The organism is Pseudomonas delhiensis, from assembly GCF_900187975.1.
In the GTDB taxonomy this organism is placed as follows: domain Bacteria; phylum Pseudomonadota; class Gammaproteobacteria; order Pseudomonadales; family Pseudomonadaceae; genus Pseudomonas; species Pseudomonas delhiensis.
In genome coordinates this window covers 1-15,379 of record NZ_FZPC01000008.1, presented here as the reverse complement: position 1 = coordinate 15,379, position 15,379 = coordinate 1, and the positions used below count along the sequence as shown (strand labels likewise).

12 protein-coding genes are annotated in these 15,379 nt (G+C 65.3%); 5 read left to right on the top strand and 7 right to left on the bottom strand.

Annotated elements, in window-relative coordinates:
* Positions 1–13 precede the first annotated feature (13 nt).
* From ileS to ispH, 4 genes are all read left to right on the top strand, one after another.
* Complete coding sequence (ileS, locus tag CHC02_RS08790) at positions 14–2,848, top strand: isoleucine--tRNA ligase (protein ID WP_089391106.1); 2,835 nt, start codon at positions 14–16, stop codon at positions 2,846–2,848.
* Positions 2,849–3,101: 253 nt separating this feature from the next.
* A complete protein-coding gene (gene lspA, locus CHC02_RS08785; protein WP_089391105.1) occupies positions 3,102–3,608 on the top strand; it encodes a signal peptidase II in 507 nt (168 codons plus the stop codon).
* The gene (gene fkpB, locus CHC02_RS08780; RefSeq protein WP_089391104.1) at positions 3,601–4,053 is read left to right on the top strand and encodes an FKBP-type peptidyl-prolyl cis-trans isomerase; all 453 of its coding nucleotides are present in this window, start codon (positions 3,601–3,603) and stop codon (positions 4,051–4,053) included. The genes lspA and fkpB overlap by 8 nt, the downstream gene beginning before the upstream one ends.
* An 81-nt stretch (positions 4,054–4,134) precedes the next feature.
* Positions 4,135–5,079: a 4-hydroxy-3-methylbut-2-enyl diphosphate reductase gene (gene ispH, locus CHC02_RS08775; RefSeq protein WP_089391103.1), complete on the top strand. Its 945-nt coding sequence runs from the start codon at positions 4,135–4,137 to the stop codon at positions 5,077–5,079.
* A 228-nt stretch (positions 5,080–5,307) separates the two neighbouring features.
* On the opposite strand, the gene CHC02_RS08770 is transcribed toward ispH, so the two are convergent.
* From CHC02_RS08770 to CHC02_RS08740, 7 genes are all read right to left on the bottom strand, one after another.
* Positions 5,308–5,739 carry a type IV pilin protein gene (locus tag CHC02_RS08770; protein WP_176450314.1) on the bottom strand — a complete coding sequence of 144 codons (432 nt, stop codon included), beginning with the start codon at positions 5,737–5,739 and terminating at the stop codon, positions 5,308–5,310.
* An 11-nt stretch (positions 5,740–5,750) separates the two neighbouring features.
* Complete coding sequence (locus CHC02_RS08765) at positions 5,751–10,724, bottom strand: PilC/PilY family type IV pilus protein (RefSeq protein ID WP_089391101.1); 4,974 nt, start codon at positions 10,722–10,724, stop codon at positions 5,751–5,753.
* Positions 10,725–10,739: 15 nt separating this feature from the next.
* On the bottom strand, positions 10,740–11,273 hold the full coding sequence (locus tag CHC02_RS08760) for a pilus assembly PilX family protein (protein ID WP_167364777.1): 534 nt from the start codon (positions 11,271–11,273) through the stop codon (positions 10,740–10,742).
* Positions 11,270–12,052 (bottom strand): PilW family protein, encoded by a 783-nt coding sequence (locus CHC02_RS30395; protein ID WP_167364779.1) that lies wholly within the window; start codon positions 12,050–12,052, stop codon positions 11,270–11,272. Before CHC02_RS30395 ends, CHC02_RS08760 begins: the two co-directional genes overlap by 4 nt.
* 11 nt (positions 12,053–12,063) lie before the next feature.
* On the bottom strand, positions 12,064–12,618 hold the full coding sequence (pilV, locus tag CHC02_RS08750) for a type IV pilus modification protein PilV (protein WP_089391098.1): 555 nt from the start codon (positions 12,616–12,618) through the stop codon (positions 12,064–12,066).
* Positions 12,615–13,094 carry a GspH/FimT family pseudopilin gene (locus tag CHC02_RS30390; protein WP_167364780.1) on the bottom strand — a complete coding sequence of 160 codons (480 nt, stop codon included), beginning with the start codon at positions 13,092–13,094 and terminating at the stop codon, positions 12,615–12,617. The genes pilV and CHC02_RS30390 overlap by 4 nt, the downstream gene beginning before the upstream one ends.
* A gap of 149 nt (positions 13,095–13,243) precedes the next feature.
* On the bottom strand, positions 13,244–13,756 hold the full coding sequence (locus CHC02_RS08740; RefSeq protein ID WP_089391096.1) for a GspH/FimT family pseudopilin: 513 nt from the start codon (positions 13,754–13,756) through the stop codon (positions 13,244–13,246).
* 176 nt (positions 13,757–13,932) lie between these two features.
* Here CHC02_RS08740 and thiO point away from each other — a divergent pair, with 176 nt between their 5' ends.
* A complete protein-coding gene (gene thiO, locus CHC02_RS08735) occupies positions 13,933–15,042 on the top strand; it encodes a glycine oxidase ThiO (protein WP_089391095.1) in 1,110 nt (369 codons plus the stop codon).
* The last annotated feature ends 337 nt before the right edge of the window (positions 15,043–15,379 follow it).

The following is a 15,379-nucleotide window of genomic DNA, read 5'->3' as shown; positions in this document are numbered from 1 at the left end:
AACAGGCCCTGAGATGACCGACTACAAAGCCACGCTGAACCTTCCCGATACCCAGTTCCCGATGAAAGCCGGCCTGCCCCAGCGCGAGCCGGAGACGCTGAAGTTCTGGAACGACATCGGCCTGTACCAGAAGCTGCGGAAGATCGGCGAAGGTCGTCCGAAATTCATCCTGCACGATGGCCCGCCCTACGCCAACGGCAGCATCCACATCGGCCACGCGGTCAACAAGATCCTCAAGGACCTGATCGTCCGCTCGCGCACCCTGGCCGGCTACGACGCCCCCTACGTGCCGGGCTGGGACTGCCATGGCCTGCCCATCGAGCACAAGGTCGAGACCACCCACGGCAAGAACCTGCCGGCGGACAAGACCCGCGAGCTGTGCCGCGCCTACGCCGCCGAGCAGATCGAAGGGCAGAAGGCCGACTTCATCCGCCTGGGCGTGCTGGGCGAGTGGGACAACCCCTACAAGACCATGAACTTCGCCAACGAGGCCGGCGAGATCCGCGCCCTGGCCGAGATGGTCAGGCAGGGCTTCGTGTTCAAGGGCCTGAAGCCGGTGAACTGGTGCTTCGACTGCGGTTCGGCCCTGGCCGAGGCGGAAGTCGAGTACGCCGACAAGAAGTCCGACGCCATCGACGTCGCCTTCCCGGTGGAAGACGCCGACAAGCTGGCCGCCGCCTTCGGCCTGCCGAGCCTGGCCAAGCCCGCCGCCATCGTCATCTGGACCACCACCCCCTGGACCATCCCGGCCAACCAGGCGCTGAACGTCCACCCCGAATTCACCTACGCCCTGGTCGACACCGGCGAGCGCCTGCTGGTGCTGGCCGAGGAACTGGTCGAGTCCTGCCTGCAGCGCTACGGCCTGGAAGGCCAGGTCATCGCCACCGCCAAGGGCGAGGCGCTGGACCTGATCCGCTTCCGCCACCCGTTCTACGAGCGCTTCTCGCCGGTCTACCTGGCCGAGTACGTGGCCCTGGACGCCGGCACCGGCATCGTCCACTCCTCGCCGGCCTACGGCGAGGACGACTTCCGTACCTGCAAGCAGTACGGCATGAGCAACGACGACATCCTCAGCCCGGTGCAGAGCAACGGCGTGTACGTGTCCGACCTGCCGTTCTTCGGCGGCCAGTTCATCTGGAAGGCCAACCCGAACATCGTCGCCAAGCTCGACGAAGTGGGCGCGCTGCTCAAGCACGCCAGCATCAACCACAGCTACATGCACTGCTGGCGCCACAAGACGCCGCTGATCTACCGCGCCACCGCGCAGTGGTTCGTCGGCATGGACAAGCAGCCGGAAAGCGGCGCCACCCTGCGCGAGCGCGCCCTGGAAGCCATCACCCAGACCGAATTCGTGCCCAGCTGGGGCCAGGCGCGCCTGCACGGCATGATCGCCGGCCGTCCGGACTGGTGCATCTCGCGCCAGCGCAACTGGGGCGTGCCCATCCCGTTCTTCCTGCACAAGGCCACCGGCGAGCTGCACCCGCGCACCGTCGAGCTGATGGAAGCAGTCGCCCAGCGCGTGGAGAAGGAAGGCATCGAGGCCTGGTTCAAGCTCGACGCCGCCGAACTGCTGGGCGATGAAGCCGCGCAGTACGACAAGATCAACGACACCCTGGACGTCTGGTTCGACTCCGGCACCACCCACTGGCACGTGCTGCGCGGCTCCCACGCCGAGCTCGGCCACGCCAGCGGCCCGGCCGCCGACCTCTACCTGGAAGGCTCCGACCAGCACCGCGGCTGGTTCCACTCATCCTTGCTGACCGGCTGCGCCATCGACGGCCACGCGCCGTACCGCCAGTTGCTGACCCACGGCTTCACCGTGGACGAGTCCGGCCGCAAGATGTCCAAGTCCCTGGGCAACACCGTGGTGCCGCAGACCGTGATCGACACCCTGGGCGCCGACATCCTGCGCCTGTGGGTGGCCTCCACCGACTACTCCGGCGAGATCGCGGTCTCCCAGACCATCCTGCAGCGCAGCGCCGACGCCTACCGGCGCATCCGCAACACCACGCGCTTCCTGCTCTCCAACCTGACCGGCTTCGACCCGGCCAGGGACCTGCTGCCCAACGACCAGCTGCTGGCCCTGGACCGCTGGGCCGTGGACCGCGCCCTGCTGCTGCAGCGCGAACTGGAAGAGGCCTACCGCGACTACCGCTTCTGGAACGTCTACTCCAAGGTGCACAACTTCTGCGTGCAGGAGCTGGGCGGCTTCTACCTGGACATCATCAAGGACCGCCAGTACACCACCCAGGCCGACAGCGTCGCCCGCCGCTCCTGCCAGACCGCGCTGTTCCACATCGCCGAGGCGCTGGTGCGCTGGGTCGCGCCCATCCTGGCCTTCACCGCCGAGGAAGTGTGGAAGTTCCTGCCCGGCGAGCGTGCCGAGTCGGTGATGCTGACCACCTGGTACGAGGGCCTGTCCGAGCTGCCGGCCGACGCCGAGCTGGGCCGCGCCTACTGGGACCAGGTCATGGCCGTGAAGGCCGCGGTGAACAAGGAACTGGAGAACCAGCGCGCGGCCAAGGCCGTGGGCGGCAACCTGCAGGCCGAGGTCACCCTGTTCGCCGAGGACGCCCTGGCCGCCGACCTGGCCAGGCTGGGCAACGAACTGCGCTTCGTGCTGATCACCTCCACCGCCACCCTCGCGCCACTGGCCGATGCCCCGGCCGATGCCGTGCAGAGCGAACTGCCCGGCCTGAAACTGAAGGTGGTGAAGTCGGCCCACGCCAAGTGCGCCCGCTGCTGGCACCACCGCGAAGATGTCGGCAGCCACGCCGCGCACCCGGAAATTTGCGGCCGTTGCGTGGAGAACATCGAAGGCGCCGGCGAGGTTCGCCACTATGCCTAAGGACGCGCCATTGGCTATTTCTCTCTTTGCGCCGGAGCCTGTATTTGCGCAGGGCAAGGCGCGAGGAGAGAGGTTTGGTCGTCCAAATGAACGACGAGTAACGCAGGCCTGCGCAAATACAGGCCCGGCCCTTCGGGTTGCGCCGGAAATCGCGCCATGCTGCGTTGCCGGCCTTGATAAGGGAACGCCATTATCGGCAGCCAGCGCCTTGCCTGGCGCGATTTCCGGCGGCAACGCAAAGGAGAAATAGTCAATGGCGCGTCCTAACTTCGGCCGCCTCGGCCTGCTGTGGATAACCGTGCTGGTCCTGGTCCTCGACCAGGCCAGCAAGGCCTATTTCGAAGGCACGCTGAGCCTGTACCAGCAGATCGTGGTCATCCCCGACCTGTTCAGCTGGACCCTGGCCTACAACACCGGCGCGGCCTTCAGCTTCCTGGCCGACAGCTCGGGCTGGCAGCGCTGGCTGTTCGCCCTGATCGCCGTGGTGGTCAGCGCCGTGCTGCTGGTCTGGCTCAAGCGCCTGAAGCCCAGCGACACCTGGCTGGCCATCGCCCTGGCCCTGGTGCTGGGCGGCGCGCTGGGCAACCTGTACGACCGCATCGTGCTCGGCCACGTGATCGATTTCATCCTGGTGCACTGGCAGAACCGCTGGTACTTCCCGGCGTTCAACCTGGCCGACAGCGCCATCACCGTAGGCGCCATCATGCTGGCGCTGGACATGTTCAAGACGAAGAAATCCGGAGAGACCGCCCATGGCTGACAGCAACAGTGATATCCAGCGCATCGGAGCGGATACCCAGGTCACCCTGCACTTCGCCCTCAAGCTGGAAGACGGCAACGTCGTCGACAGCACCTTCGACAAGCAGCCGGCCACCTTCAAGGTCGGCGACGGCAACCTGCTGCCCGGCTTCGAGCAGGCGCTGTTCGGCCTCAAGGCCGGCGACAAGCGCACCCTGGCCATCGAGCCGGAGCAGGGCTTCGGCCAGCCGAACCCGGCCAACGTGCAGGTCATGCCGCGCGAGCAGTTCCAGGACATGGAGCTGGCCGAAGGCCTGCTGGTGATCTTCAACGACGCCGCCAAGACCGAGCTGCCCGGCGTGGTCAAAAGCTTCGACGAGCAGCAGGTGACCATCGATTTCAACCACCCGCTGGCCGGCAAGAGCCTGACCTTCGAAGTGGAAATCATCGACGTAAGGGCGCTCTGAGGGCCCTTCGCAGGCGTAGGATGGGTATCGCGAAGCGATAGCCATCGCGCCATCCCCTCTGCGCGCCGAGACAGACCGACCATGCAAATCAAACTCGCCAACCCCCGCGGCTTCTGCGCCGGCGTCGACCGGGCGATCGAAATCGTCAACCGCGCCCTGGACGTGTTCGGCCCGCCGATCTACGTGCGCCACGAAGTGGTGCACAACAAGTTCGTGGTGGAGAACCTGCGCAACCGCGGCGCGGTGTTCGTCGAGGAACTCGACCAGGTGCCCGACGACACCATCGTCATCTTCAGCGCCCACGGCGTTTCCCAGGCTGTGCGCAAGGAGGCCGAGAACCGCGGCCTGAAGGTCTTCGACGCGACCTGCCCGCTGGTCACCAAGGTGCACATGGAAGTGGTGCGCTACAGCCGCGACGGCCAGGAGTGCATCCTCATCGGCCACGAAGGCCACCCCGAGGTGGAAGGCACCATGGGCCAGTACAACCGCGACAACGGCGGCGACATCTACCTGGTGGAGGACGAGGAAGACGTGGCCGCGCTGCAAGTGCGCAACCCCGAGGCCCTGCACTTCGTCACCCAGACCACCCTGTCGATGGACGACACCTCCAGGGTGATCGACGCCCTGCGCGCCAAGTTCCCGCACATCAAGGGGCCGCGCAAGAACGACATCTGCTACGCCACCCAGAACCGCCAGGACGCGGTCAAGGAACTCGCCGACCAGTGCGACCTGGTGCTGGTGGTGGGCAGCCCCAACAGCTCCAACTCCAACCGCCTGCGCGAACTCGCCGAACGCATGGGCACCCCCGGCTACCTGATCGACGGCGCCGAGGACCTCAAGCGCGAATGGTTCGAAGGCAAGCAGCGCATCGGCATCACCGCCGGCGCCTCCGCCCCGGAAGTGCTGGTGCGCGGGGTGATCGAGCAACTGCGCAAATGGGGCGCGGAACCCGAGGTGGAGCTGGATGGGCGGGAGGAGAACATCACCTTCTCGATGCCCAAGGAACTGCGGGTGAAGGCGGTTTGACCCATTCCCACCAGACGGCATCGTCCGCGATGCCGTAGGCGTTCCGCGTAGGATGAGTGGAGCGAAGCGATACCCATCGCGATGCTCGACCGAGCGCCGGCCTTGCCGGCGGAATCGCGGATGAATCCGCTCCTACGTTGTGTTCCGTCCCTTCCTGTAGGAGCGGACTCTGTCCGCGATTCGGCGGATAACGCCGTAGGCGTTATGCGCCCTACGTGCCGCAGCGCTTCACTTCCAGCAGTCGTTCACACTGGTGCTGCCGCTGACGCCGCGGGTGCCCATGGCATTGAGCGTCAGGTTGCCGCACTTGGTGTCCTTGGCCTGTGCGCCTTGCGGAGTCGCCGTGAGCAGGTAGCCACCGCTGTTGTTGGGGTTACTGATGGTGAGGGCGTACTTGCCGGTATCCGAGGTCACGGTCGTGCCGCTGGTATTGCGCATGCCCAGCCTGGCGATATTGGCCTGGGCGGTGACATAGGCATTGTTCTGGGCGAAGTAGCGCTCCTGGCGCGCGGCCGCGTCATTCAGCAATGCCTGGCCCTCGCTGCGGTTGCCGCGCAGGACGTATTCCTGGTAGCTGGGGTAGGCGATGGCTGCCAGGATGCCGATGATGGCCACCACGATCATCATCTCGATCAGGGTGAAACCCGCTGTCTTCTTCACGTACTGGTTCCTCATTGCGGTGCCACGCGCCAGGTCTGGCGACCGGTGGACTCGGGGCCGAAGCTGATGTTCATCGGGGCGCCGTCGGCGGTGAAGCGCGTATTGCCGGAAAGGGCCGCGCCACCGGCAGGGGTCTTGTAGCCGGAAACCACGTTGCTGGTATCGCCGGAAACATAGGCGTCGCCCTGGTCCACCACGAAGTTCTGGCTGAAGTCGAAGATATTGAAGTTGGCGCGACCGCCGGTATAGGGGTCGAGACCGTATGACCAGCCTTCCACGCCGGCCTGGCAGACGTCCAGGCTGGGCGTGCGGGTGTTGATCAGCAGCGCCTGCCCGCGGGCGGCCATCTCGTCGACGATCCGCTCGCCCACCAGGCTGCCGCCGGTGACCTGGAGGTTCAGGTACCAACCGCTTTTCGTCGTCCAGTCCACGGTGTTCTGGCTGAGCAGGCGGATGTCGAAGGTGTTGGCGGTATTGTCGGCGAAGGTCGCGCCGTTCACCTGGGACGAGATGGTCTGCCCCTGCAGGCTTGCCCGCGACAGATCCGGGGTGGTGGTGGCCACTTCGCCCTTGGTCTGCTTGTCCCAGATGCCATAGAGCGTCTGCAACTGGAACGGGCTGGTCTTGTCCACGGTGCCCAGGTAGCGGCCGGTACCGAAGATTACCAGGTAACCGGTGGTCGAGGGATGGCGGACCAGCGACGGCGGGGCGGTGATCGGCTGGCGCACGCCGCCGCTGCCGTCGGCATCCTTGGCCACGTACAGCGGGGTGCCTTTGAAGGATGTCTTGAATTTCGAAGCTGCGATGGTGGTACTGGAGAACGGCGCGGTATTGGTGGCGCTGTTGTCTATCAGGTCGAAGCGCCACAGGTTGCCCTGCAGGTCGCCGGCATAGGCGTAGTCGATGATGCCATCGCTGTTGTTGTCGGCGCCGCGGATGCTGGACAGGCCGTTGGTACCGCTGGCACCCTGTGCCTCCAGTGTGTTGAGGACGGTGCCGGTCTTGATGTCCAGCACGTACATCACTGCCTTGCCGCTGCTGTTGTTGGCGCTGTTGTAGCCATTGGGCAGCAGCACGCCCCACTGTCCGCTGTGCAGGCGGGCGACCACCGGGGTGGGGATGGTGAAGCCGAGGTTGCTCAGCGTCGTGTTGGTGCCGTCCTTGCTGCTGGTGTTGTCGTCGTCGAACTCCCAGAGCAGGGCGATGTTGTCCGGGTCGGTCACGTCCAGGGCGAAGGCGGACTTGCCACCGGCGCCGAGGGTGCCCACCAGCACGGTATGCCAGGCGTCGTCGTAGTAGACGTCGCGCACGGTCAGGCTGCCGTCGACGAACCAGCGGTGCTGGGCGGCGGTGTAGTCCTTGCTGCTCAGGTACTGCAGGTTCGGGATGACGGCGCGGGGCACGAAGGCGAACTTCTCCACGCCGGTGGCACCGTCGAAGGCGTGCAGCATGCCGTCGTTGGCGCCGACGTAGACCTGGGTGCGGCGAGTCTTCTTGGCTTCGATGAAGTCGGCGTACTTCTGGTAGCCACCATCGATGGCGCCTGCCAGGTAGGCCAGGTACTGGGCGCCGGACACCACCACCGGGTTGGAGTTGATGATGTCGCCCAGCAGGGTGCTGCGCCGGCGGAAGCTGCTGCCTTCGCCGCTGCGGTCGCCCAGCACGTAGCCGAGCTGCGCGGAGGTCAGGGTGGTCTGCAGGTCGACGCCGTTGTAGGTCACGCCCGACAGGTTGCTGTGGGTGAGGGTGGTCAGGCTGCCGTCGCTGCCCTTGAACTTGATGTTGCGGGTGCTCGGGAACTGGTCCTTGGCGTGCCAGACCACGGTGCGGGCGAAGGTGGCCGGGTTGATGGTCTCCTTGATCAGGTCGCCCGACCAGTCGTCCACCAGGAAGTTGGAGCGATATACCGAGCGCGCGTCGGTGATCGAGGCGCCGGGTTGCAGGCGTTCCACCGACGGCGTGGAGACGGAGCTGTTGCGCTGGTAGATGTCGTTGAATGCCTTGTTCAACTGGTCCTTCAGCGTCAGGGCGTTGGTGACCAGGAAGTAGTTGTCCGGTACGCCGTTGCCGTCGGTGTCATTGTTGGTCGCGTTGGTGCCGTACTTGGCGGCGTACCACAATGGGTTCTCCAGGAAGGTGGCCGCCGGGGTGCCCGACAGGGTGAAGGTGCGCGAGGAGCTGAGCCGGCTCAGGGTGCAGTCGTTGGGTTTGGTGGTCGCGTTGCAGTAGTTGGGATCGCGACCATCGGGAGTATCCAGCTTGTAGGCGACGTTGTTGCCGCCCTGGTCCTTGACCTCCAGGTAGATACCGTCCTTGGTGGTGCCGGAGATCACGTAGCCCATGTGCTGGTCGATGCCGCCGGCGGCGTATTCGGAGGTCATGTTGATGACCAGCTTGCCCTGGTCGTTGACCAGCAATTCATACAGGGCGATGGCGTCCATGTCATGGTCGGCGCCCTGTTCCACGTCTTCGTAGTTGATGCGGAACTTGGCGTAGGGACGGCCGCCGTTGAGGGTGGCGTCGCAGTCGCTGACCAGGCTGGGCGTGCCGCCATTGCAGGCTGGCGAAGTATTGGCGAACTTCTCCACGTAGTAATCGACGATCTGGTCGGTGGGCTGGAAGCTGCCGTTCGCGTCGATGCTGCTGCCACCGACGGACTTGGCGAAGGGCACCACTGTCACCACGCTGGTGACGCCATTGCTGGTGACGGGGAACTTGATGGTCGGCAGGGGCGAGGCCAGTGCCACCGAGTAGGTCAACAGGGCCTTGTCGCCGCCGATCTTGTTGTTCGCGCCATAGCGCGCCACGGCAGCGGAGTAGTAGGTGCCCTGTTTGCTGGGCTCCTCCGGCGCCAAGCCGCGGACGGTGGACAGGTTGCTGACGGTCTTGGCCGTGGGCGCACTGTCGGCGACACCGTTGGATTCGCCGATGAAGATGGACTTGCTGCCACCCCCTTCGGCTGCCCAGATCTTGTCCGCCTCGGTGGAGACGTTCAGGCCCGCCAGCGATCCTGAGGAGGGCGCCGAAACGGCGGTGGACCATTTGCTGCCCGGCAGCTTGAAGTCATAGGACGGGTTGATGTCGCTGATGACCGTCATGGCCGGGACCGAGCACACGGGGTAGCCGTTGGGGTTGGCAGTCGACTTGTAGGGCGGGGTCCAGGTGCCGATCCGCGGAAGACCCAGCACGTCCTTGTCCTTGCTGTTGCCGGAGCCATAGTCATAGGTGCCAGTGGGTGCTGTTTCGCCGGAGAAATAGCGCATCGTCTCGTACATCATCTCGCCGATCGGGTTGCCCCACATGTAGCAGGTGTCGTCCTGGGTGATCGGGCGCGTGGTGATCCAACCGCAGCCGTAGGTATGGTCGCCGTAGTTGAAGTCGATTATGCGCAGCTTGTTGATGGTCGCCACGATGCCGTTGCTCACGCCGTCGGAGCCGCACACGTTGGTGCCGGCGAAGCAGTATTGCCCGGTGGTCGAGCTGTACTCCTTGGAGAAGCTCTGCAACTGGCTGCGCAGCACGCCGCCGCTGATGTTCTTCTGGAACGAGCCGGTGAGCAGGCCGAAGTACATCTTGTTGGTGGCGCCGTAGTCGTGAAGGATGCCGGTCGGCTTGAAGTTGTTGCCATAGGCGATGCAGTTGCTTTCGCGCAGGCCGGCGTTGTCGGCGCCGCTGGGGCAGACCGAGACCTTGACGTTCCTGTCGGTCATCTCGCTGGTGCCGGTGGCCGGGGTCTTCCAGTACAGGTAGAAGTTGGCGTCGCCGCCGTTTTCTTCGTGACGGAACTTGAAGGTGTAGGCGGTACCCGCGGTGAGCGTTACCGAGGCGGTGGTGCCATTGCCGCCGCTGCCGGCCTTGCCGTGGTCGCCATAGTAGGACGCGGTAACGCCATTGACCTGGAATTCGACCGCGTCGTCACCGTCCACCGAGAACTGATAGACGCCCGTCAGCGCCGGGGTCAGGGTGCCGGTGATCAGCGTGTGATAGCCATCCTGGCCACAACCGTTGGCGGAGTAGGGGTTGGTGAAGTTCTGGCCGGTGCTTATGTTGGTGAATGATGGCGTTCCGCTGCCGCATTTTGCAGAGTTGCCGCTGTAGTTGTTGAACAGGTCGTCCATCTGCGACTTGTTGGTGGAGGTCGAGCGCGAGTCCTTCCAGGTGGTGAGCGTCAGGCCCGACATCTGGTCGGCGGGCACTATGGTCCAGTTGCCGCCACTGGGGCCGCCACTGGTGCAGTTGACCTCCGAGCCGGAACTGTTCACGCAGGTGCTGCCGGCTACCGGCCGCTCCTTCGACACCCAGTTCCAGATGCGGAAGCTGGTGTTGGTCAGGGTGCGCAACTGCGGCACGCCGGTATCCTGGGTCAGCGACACCACGGCGAACAGGTGGCGGTAGCCGCCGGCCGCCGGCTGGCTCAGCGGGGTGTAGTCGGAAATGCGGTAACCGTCGTAGGCCTCGCTCAGGTATTCCTTGCCCCAGGCGTGGTCGTCCTGGGGAACGTAGGAGCCTTGCAGCACGGTGGAGGTGGTGGTGTCCTCCACCCGGTAGCCGCCGTAGAGCACCTTGCGCAGGGCGTCCATGCGCGAGGTGGCGAGGTAGTTGAGGAAGTCGCCGCTCCAGTGGCCGGGGCACTTCTTGTCGGTGGTGGCGCTGACGGGGCTGAAGCGGCCGTCGCTGTAGTCGTAGCAGGCGAACGAGTTGAAGTAGCCGTAGTAGTCGATGCCGCCGTGGTCCTTGTCCAGGTGCCCCTTGTAGCCCACGTCGAGGATGCCGTCGCCATTGAGGTCGGAGGCGTCGTTGTAGGCCTCGTAGTAGAGCTTGTGGTCGCGGCCCATGACCAGCATGTTCAGGGGGGGCACCGAGTCGTTGACGAAGACCGGGGTGCGCGAGATGTCGATGTCTGCCCAGGCGCTGGCGCACGGGAGCAGGAGTGCGCAGAGCAGGCTGGCGCTGGCGTTGATCGCGATTTGACGGAGAGTCTTCATGTCAGTGCCTGGGGGTCAATTGTTGTATACCCGGGCCACCACGGAACGCAGTGGGGCCTCGCGGTTGTTGCTGGCGGCGCGGCTGTTCACTTCATAGAAGAAGGTGCCGTTGCCCAGCATCATCGAGCCGTACTCGGGGTTGATCGACTGGCCGCCGACGTTGCCGCTGGGGGCTGCGATCATGTAGCGACTGACACTGGTGGTCTGCGAGGAGGGGGTAACGCCGTTGCCGGTGTAGCCCAGGGCGTCGGAGAAGTCCTGGGAATAGTCGTTGGGTGTCTTGTTCCAGATACAGGGCAGGTTATCGGCGGTGGTATCCGCCGGGCAGCGGTCGGGCGGCAGCAGCGACTCGCTGAGGCTTTCCTCGGTGTTGCGTAGCGCCGACTCGGCGCTGTTGAACAGGCGCTTCTCCTCGGCCACGCTGCCGGTGATGCGGGCCTCCAGGGCCGATTGGCGGACGCTGGAAATGGCCAGCACGGAGATGACCAGCAGGATGATCAGCGAGACGAACAGGATCGCGCCCTGCTGCGACTGGCGGGATGCATTCATGGCATGAGGTTCCTGAGGGTGATCGAGCCTTGGGCGATCTGGTAGAGCTGCCCGTTGTCGGTGCCGATGCTGGAGTCGGGATAGCGGGCCTTCCATTGCGTCAGGGTGGCGCTGTCCATACCCTGGCGGGCATTGACCGAACTCATCATCAGGGCTGCATAGCGCACCGCCCGGATCGGCTGGGTACCCGGATCGGTCGTGTAGGTATCGACCTGGCGTTCATCGGTCTGGGGGCCGACGCCGTATTCGAACTGTATGTCGGCGACGCCTCGCAGAATGACCTCCTCATCGCCACCAACTGCACACTTGAGCTCGTTGTCGTCAACGTAGAACCTTTCCATCACGGTCAGTGTGCTGGTGGTATAGGGCTCGTCGGGAACGGTTCCGTCGGCGGGCTTCGCCCCTAGGCAATTGCGCTCGTCAGGGTCGCGGGGCTCATAGCGGATACAGATACCGCCGCCGTTCGCCAGAGAGACGGTCCGACCTTCCAGGAAACTGCAACCGGCTGGCGGAGCAGGAGTGCTTTGCGAGGTGACTGCAGGGAAGCTGGTATCGAAGCCCCTGTCCGGCTGCCGCCGATAACCGGTCTTGCTCAGTTCCTGGTCGAGCAGCAGGAAGGTGTAGCGGCTGTTTTCCTGGTTCTCCGTCTGGGCCTGCTGGAAGACGAAGGTGTTCTTGTTGTCGATGAATATCTGCACTATCCCGATGATCAGGAAACTGCTGACGGTCAGGGCGACCATCAACTCGATCAGGGACAGGCCTTGCTGGCGCTTCTGCATGCTGGTCCGCCTCAGATTTCCGCTCTTACCCGATAGCGGCAGATGGTCTTGTCGTCGCCACTGTCCGCCGCATCCAGGCATTCGCCGTTCTTCACCCGCCAGGCCACCTGGATTTCGATGGCGCGGCCTGCGTTTCCACAAGTGCCGGCGGTGTTCCCCGCCCGGCAGACGTGCACCTCGGCCGCAAGGCCAGCGGCACCGGGCAGGGTCTCCTGCACGCGGGTCAGCCAGCAGTTGAGCTGCTCGGCGGGGTTGGCGTTGGCGGGGAGCGGCTGGCAGCTTCCCTCCTCAGGCGCCTCCGGGTAGCCGTCGCTGCCGGTGAAATACGCCGAGTTCGGGTTGAGGTTGCCGCTGGCGGTATAGACCTGGTCGCGGTTGCTGCGCATGGTCTCCAGCATCTCGTTGGCGAGCATGGCGGCGCTGCTGCGCTGCACCGAGTCCTGGGTGTACTGCACCGTGCGCCCCTGCATGGCGACCATGCCCAGCACGCCGATGCAGATCAGCAGCAGAGCAACCAGCACTTCGATCAGGCTGAAGCCAGAGGATTGCCTGCGAACGTCATTCATGATCCGCAACTCCCAAGTGCTTCACCTTCGTCCGACGTGCCCCGGGGCCAGACTCTGACCTGCCCAGCCACGCTGACGGTCAGTTGATAGCCGGTGGCGGCGTCACCGTCCTGGCAGATGTAGATACTGGTGTTGGCGGAGGCGGTGCCGTTCGGATAGAAGGTCACCGAGGCAGTGGCCGGCAGGATGCTGAGGGCGCTTTGCTGGCTATCCAGTTGGCGAAGGGCGGTATTGCCCTGGCTGACTGTCCAGGCTCCGCTGCTGGCTGCCGCAGTGATGTCGACATTGCGCGTCACCGCCTCGGCGCGGGCGTATTGCAGCAGGGAGGCGAGTTCGCTGGCGGCGCTCTGAGTCCGGTTGGTCTTGATCAGGTAGCTGAAACTGGGCAACGCGATGCTGACGAATATCACCAGCAGCGCTACCACGATCATCAACTCGATCAAAGTGAACCCCGCCATTTTCTGGGGGCGCGACATGGCGCATTCCTCCTGTTTACCTTGAGGGAAATGCTGCCTATTTGTGTGGGAAATGTCCCTTTTTGTTGGATGGCCGATACAAATCGCGCGATGTCCGGTCATGCCCGGCGGTCATCTGTGACCTCGGTCGCAGAGCGGTTGTGCGCGGGTCAGCGTGGGCAGAGGCTGGCGCTGGGGGCGCTTTCGGTGCGGATGCGGCCGCTGCGGTTGATCACGATCCGGTGGCTGGTGGCGTGCCGGGAGCAGACCTTCAGGTGGCCGGCGTGGAAGGCGCCGTTGGGGCGGATGGCGTGGCCCTGGGGGCGGTAGTGGATGTAGTGGCGGGAGGTGCTGTCCGGGCGTATTTCCACGTCTTCCAGGGCCGGGTGCAGGCGCAGCGGGGGCTCGCCGGGTTGCGGCCGGCCGTCGTTGTCGTCGTCGTGGAACAGCGCCCAGCCTTTGGCCCAGTCGCCTTCGCGGGCCGCGACGCTGACCGGGCGGCCGGTGAAGACCGCGGTTTGCCGGGCATGGCTCAGGGCGCCGCGCAGGCTGTGCAGGGCGACCAGGCTGCGCTGGGACTGGAGCAGGTTGTCGAAGGCCGGTACGGCCAGGCTGGCCACCAGCCAGAGCAGGAGGATCGAGAGCAGTGCTTCCAGTAGGCTGAATCCGCGATTCTTTTGCATGGTGCCGTCCCTGGCGTTATCCCACCGCCGCAGTATCGGGCCTTGGGCGCTCTGCCTGGGCCCAGGGTGTTGCGCGTCGCTTCCGGCGAAGGTGTAGGGCGCTTCGCTTTGGCGGGGTTGGTATAGTGGCGCGCCGGATGACCGTCCGGTTTCCTGTCGGTTCGAGGTGCAGCGGTATGTCGGATGTTCTGCTTGTCGGTGGTGGCGTTGTCGGGCTGTTGAGTGCCTGGACCTTGGGGCGCGAAGGGTTGCGGGTGACCCTCGTCGAGCGTGGCGAGACCGGGCGCGAGGCCTCCTGGGCCGGCGGCGGCATCGTTTCCCCGCTCTACCCCTGGCGCTACGGCCGGGCGGTGGCGAACCTGGCGCACTGGTCGCAGGACTTCTACCCGGCGCTGGGCCAGCAGCTCCTGGAGGACACCGGCGTCGACCCCGAGGTGCACGTCACCGGCCTCTACTGGCTGGACCTGGACGACCAGGCCGAGGCCCTGGCTTGGGCCCGCGCCAACGCTCGTCCGCTGCGGGAGGTGGATATCTCGGCGGTCCACGATGCCGTTCCCGCGCTGGGGGCCGGTTTCCGGAAAGCGGTCCACATGCCGGGCGTGGCCAACGTGCGCAACCCGCGGCTGGCGCGTTCGCTGCGCGAGGCGTTGCGGCGCATGCCGAACGTCGAGGTGCGGGAAGGCTGCGAGGTCGGCGGCTTCGTCCATGAGCAGGGTGCCATTCGCGGTGTGCGTTGCGCCGCCGGCGAACTGCGGGCCGAGGCGACCGTGCTGGCGGCCGGCGCCTGGAGCGGCGAGCTACTGGCCAGCCTGGGCCTGGAGCTGCCGGTGGCGCCGGTGAAGGGGCAGATGATCCTCTACAAGTGCGCGGCGGATTTCCTGTCCAGCATGGTGCTGGCCAAGGGGCGCTACGCCATTCCCCGGCGCGACGGCCATATCCTGGTGGGCAGCACCCTGGAGCACGCCGGGTTCGACAAGACGCCCACGGACGAGGCCCTGGCCAGCCTGCGCGCTTCCGCCGAGGAACTGCTGCCGGCCCTTGCCGGGCAGGCGCCGGTGGGGCACTGGGCGGGGTTGCGGCCGGGCTCGCCCGAGGGCATTCCCTTCATCGGCCAGGTGCCCGGGCACGAGGGGCTGTGGCTGAACACCGGGCATTACCGCAACGGCCTGGTGCTGGCGCCGGCCTCCTGCCGGCTGCTGGCGGACCTGATGCTGAAGCGCGAGCCGATCATCGAGGCGCAGCCCTATGCGCCGGAAGGGCGGTTGGTAGCGGCGCCGCTGGCCTGAAGCGTGGGGTACGCCTTACGTCATGGGTGGGATTTGCGTAGGGCGAATAACCGTTCGCGGTTATCCGTCGTTTATCCCATGTGATAGCCAGCGCCAAGGTCAAGCTTGGAGCCGCCTGGGGTCAGCGCCCACGCCAGGGTCGAATCCCGAACCGGCCGGGGAGCGAGGCTAAACGGCGGATAACGTGGAACGTTATCCGTATATGGACTCCTCCCGTTTTGCCAGCGACCGACGTGCTTTTCCGAACTTGGGTACGACTGCTGCCGTATATCCGGCTTCATGGAGCGATACATCCGCTCCCGAGCCCTGATGAAAATCCGCTCATGTGCGCCTGATC